This is a genomic window from Paenibacillus sp. 2TAB19 (assembly GCF_052115185.1).
Taxonomy (GTDB): domain Bacteria; phylum Bacillota; class Bacilli; order Paenibacillales; family Paenibacillaceae; genus Pristimantibacillus.
Map to the genome: position 1 here is coordinate 1 of NZ_JBFRGE010000159.1, position 3947 is coordinate 3947.

Here is a 3947-nt window from a genome sequence, read left to right on the forward strand (position 1 = left end):
GTCCCTTCGGGAGTTCCATGATGCTCTAGCGTATAGGCTGAAAAATTGTTGAACGCTTTAATGATGGTCTTCCCAAATGATTGGACACCCAAACACTTTCAACCATTACGTCCACCACGTCTTTGATTTTACCGCTGATTTGAGGATAATAATTTGAAATGTCTACAACGACGACTTTCTCCCCAACTTTATCTATAATGTTGCGAATGCTTGGCAAGGCATAGAAAGGGATCGATGTTATAAGAACATCGATACAGCAGCCGATCGTCTGACCGGCTGTTGTCATTACTCATTGAACAAAGTTCCCAGTTACTTCAATTAACTTCAATTAATCCATCATCCTTGCTTCTACCTCGTTCGTTAAATTATTCATGAGGCCACCGATCTTGCCGGCAGCCGAAGCGTGAACTTGCTGTTCTCTGAAGGATACGGCTTCTATGAAACACCAACACTTCTTTTATTTATCTTCTTAAAAGCAGAGCATTCACGATTTGATCTAATAAAATTTAAAATCAAATTGGCGCATTCGTTTGGTCACAAGGTTTCAGTATTTAGTTCAATGTCATACTCATTAGAGCAATAAACTTTATCATATTGTGAGATTGCTAATCCACGCTCTCTATCTCCTCTTAGTCCTTCTCTTCTAATAAGTTCATCTTTAGAGCAAGTTACTCCTACAAATAGTACAGGATGATCGATTAATGAACTTAGACATGTATTAAACCTCTCGTCACTATCATTTACTGTATCTACAACTACATTGATCCTTTTGCCGACATTAATTTAACTGACGAAATGAGATTGCATTTTGATTTAATAGTTCTGTCGATATGGATGTCTTTCCGGAACTTGAAGTTCCATTTAGAAAAACTATTAATCCTTGCTTCAATTTAATCACGCATCAAAATATAATCATTTTCAGATAACGTCGTCTTTTTTGCAACATAGTAATAGCAGTCATATCTAAGGTATTCATGCAGTGATTAAGCAATCCTGCCCTTTACTTCAGCAAAAACAGCAGCCGATTACTCTCGGCTGCTGTCGTGTTGGTTTTGAACTAACGTTCATCGTTAGCCTAGAACGTGTGGATTACTCAACTGTACTCCTCAATCAGTGAGGTTTTCCTTCCTTAATCTCGAAAACTCCGTCGCATAATACGCCATGGCGATGGCCGGTAAAGCGATTCCAATCAGCAGTGCCGCCTCCCAGCCCCCCGTTGCGTAAGCCCATCCCCCTGCCGCTGAGCCGATAGCGCCCCCTAAAAAGAAAATGGCCATATACAAACCGTTAAGCCYACTGCGATATTCCGCTCCTAAAGAGAAAATCACCCGCTGCCCGAGAACCATGTTGGCGGAAACCCCCATGTCAAGTAAAATCGCCGCAAGTACGAGGATGGGAACTGCGAGTGCAGAACTTGRTGGAACCAGCAAGGGAAGCAGCCCGGAAAAGATGACGATGGCCAAAGCCCATCCCGTAGCCGGGCGAACCCATCCACGGTCTGCCATACGGCCCGCCGCTGGCGCCACAATTGCCCCCATTACCCCGACTAATGCGAACAAAGCGACCTCCTTCTGAGTGAAATGGAACGGCGGACTTGTCAATGCCAACGGTACTGTAGTCCAAAACAAACTGAACGTTCCGAATACACAAGCATGATAAATTGCCCTGCGGCGCAATGCCGGTGTCGCCTTCAGCAGATGCAGCATGGAGTGCAGCAGCGCCGGGTAAGCTGTAGCGGACGAAGGCTTCCTTGAGGGTAGTGCCTTTGCCAATACAAGAGCCAGCGCGAAAATCAATGCTGCGGAGATGAAATATATGGCGCGCCAGCCCATATACTCCGCCACCAAGCTTGAAATAGGACGCGCGAGCATAATCCCCAGAAGTAGCCCGCTCATTACGTTGCCCACATTGCGACCGCGCACGGCTTCAGGCGAAAGATGAGCCGCATACGGCACAAGGATTTGTGCTGCTACGGAACCTACTCCGATCACGAGTGAAGCGGTGAGGAACAGGATGGCGCTTTTGATTACAGCGGCAACTGTCAAAACGGCGGCTGTAAGGAGCAATGATGAAAGGATCAACTTACGATTTTCCAGGATGTCTCCCAACGGTACGATAAATAACAAGCCGATCCCGTAGCCGACTTGAGTCAACGTAACGATGAGTGCGGCAGCCCCGGAGGAGAGCCCGATGGTCGAACCGATCGTGCCTATCAATGGTTGAGCATAATAAAGATTTGCCGCTATGATACCGCAAGCGGCTGCCAGGATAAAAATCAGCGATGGCGAAACCGATTTTTCCGTTGGAATGGAAGCTGAATTCATAGAAAGTCCCCTTTGCTCACCAGAAATTTTCTGGAACAGTCGTTCCGGAATGTGCAAAAAAAATGTTTTATAGCATTTCCATCATCATGTCTATCATCTGCTGCATCTTGCTGCGGTCACCCTGCACCTTCGCAACGATATTTATACTATGATTCAGGTTTAATAGCAGATAAGATAAAGTCTTGATATCTTTCTCAGGCATGATTTCTCCCGACTCCTGACCTTTGCGGAGCAGCTCGTAGAAGGATTTCTCCAACTCGTCAAACCGCTCCCTGATCAACGCATTCAGTTGCTCATCTGGCGAATCCATGCCGACTGCMGCATTAGTAATGAGACAGCCCTTCGGCGACTCGCCGTCCAATGCGGAATCGATGTGTATCTCGAAGTACTGCCTGATTCCCGATTTTGCGGATATCGCATGGACGAGGATGTCCCGTTTGGCTTGCTTCCACTTCTTATACCAGTTGATCGCCTCGATATAAAGCGTTTGTTTGTCCCCGAACGTTTCGTACAGACTTGATCTGCTAAGATCCATAGCTTCCAGCAAATCGGGAATGCTTGCCGCTTCATAGCCCTTCTTCCAAAAAACGAGCATCGCTTTATGAAGCACCGCTTCTTTATCAAACTCTTTGTAGCGTCCCATGGTTCTCCCTCCGTTTCCGTAGGTACAGTATATCCTTTTCCGGAACGATAAGTCCAGTATTTTCTGCAGCTATGAAAGTTAGCTCAGTGGAATGGCAGCCAAGGTTAGTTAAATATCGGACGACAAGAACTTGGTACCATTCCCAGGAAACACATTGTTGATTTTGTTTAATCTCTCCACATTTCAATTTAAGCTAATTATTATTATGCTAAGATGATGCTTGTCTCAGCAGTTTGACAAATCGAAACCATTTCTTGATTCGGACTCTCGTTGGTAATTATGGCTGTTACGACGTTCAAATTCGCGAAAGAAACCAGCATGCTCGTACCGAACTTAGAGTGATCCATTACAATATACGATTCTTTCGCTTTTTGAATGGCAACACGCTTGATTTCTGCTTCATGCATATTAGAGTTACTGAATCCGTGCTGGGGATGAAGACCAGTTGCTCCTAAGAATACCTTATCAAATGCCATACGAGAAATCGTCTCCAGCGTGACAGGCCCTACCATTGACTTGGTCGTATCCATTAATATTCCACCTAGAACTATGGTCGGAATCCTTTTTTCTGACAACTCGGCAGCTACGTTAATAGCATTCGTAACAACAGTGATATTGGCATCTTCAGGAAGATGCCGCGCAATTTGAAGCGTGGTAGAACCTCCATCAATAAATATCGACTCGCCAGCTTGTACTAAGCTGGCTGCTAGTCGCCCGATTCGCTCTTTCTCTACCCCTCGTACAATAGAACGCTCTCTCAGCGCAACGTCTTTCGATGCAAGAATGGCACCACCAAACGTTCTTTTAAGCAGGCCGCTGCGTTCCATTTTCTCTAGATCTCTTCGTACGGTCATATCCGTAACGTCGAAAAATTCCTTCAATTCCGCTATTTTGACCTCGCCTTTAGTCTGTAACTGTTGAATAATTTGTTTTTGTCTGTCATTCAAATCGTCTTTCATGGCACTCCCTCATATCTCCAG

At 45.4% G+C, this 3947-nt stretch carries 5 protein-coding genes and 1 pseudogene; all 6 read right to left on the reverse strand.

Annotation, left to right across the window (positions count from 1 at the left end):
* Nucleotides 1-253, reverse strand: a pseudogene (locus tag AB4Z33_RS30405) (3-hydroxyisobutyrate dehydrogenase); the annotation flags it as partial.
* A 281-nt stretch (nt 254-534) separates the two neighbouring features.
* Complete coding sequence (locus AB4Z33_RS30410) at nt 535-783, reverse strand: phosphotransferase-like protein (RefSeq protein ID WP_442053483.1); 249 nt, start codon at nt 781-783, stop codon at nt 535-537.
* Entirely contained in the window at nt 779-898 is a 120-nt protein-coding gene (locus AB4Z33_RS30415) for a phosphotransferase-like protein (protein WP_442053480.1), read from the reverse strand. The genes AB4Z33_RS30410 and AB4Z33_RS30415 overlap by 5 nt, the downstream gene beginning before the upstream one ends.
* 208 nt (nt 899-1106) lie before the next feature.
* The gene (locus AB4Z33_RS30420; protein ID WP_442053484.1) at nt 1107-2324 is read right to left on the reverse strand and encodes an MFS transporter; all 1218 of its coding nucleotides are present in this window, start codon (nt 2322-2324) and stop codon (nt 1107-1109) included.
* 67 nt (nt 2325-2391) lie between these two features.
* The gene (locus AB4Z33_RS30425; RefSeq protein WP_442053481.1) at nt 2392-2967 is read right to left on the reverse strand and encodes a TetR/AcrR family transcriptional regulator; all 576 of its coding nucleotides are present in this window, start codon (nt 2965-2967) and stop codon (nt 2392-2394) included.
* A gap of 203 nt (nt 2968-3170) precedes the next feature.
* Complete coding sequence (locus AB4Z33_RS30430; RefSeq protein ID WP_442053482.1) at nt 3171-3926, reverse strand: DeoR/GlpR family DNA-binding transcription regulator; 756 nt, start codon at nt 3924-3926, stop codon at nt 3171-3173.
* Nucleotides 3927-3947: the final 21 nt, after the last annotated feature.

What these genes read in the sequence shown, in the direction of transcription:
- AB4Z33_RS30430 (WP_442053482.1), bottom strand. Translation starts at nt 3,926, where the DNA reads ATGAAAGACGATTTGAATGACAGACAAAAACAAATTATTCAACAGTTA.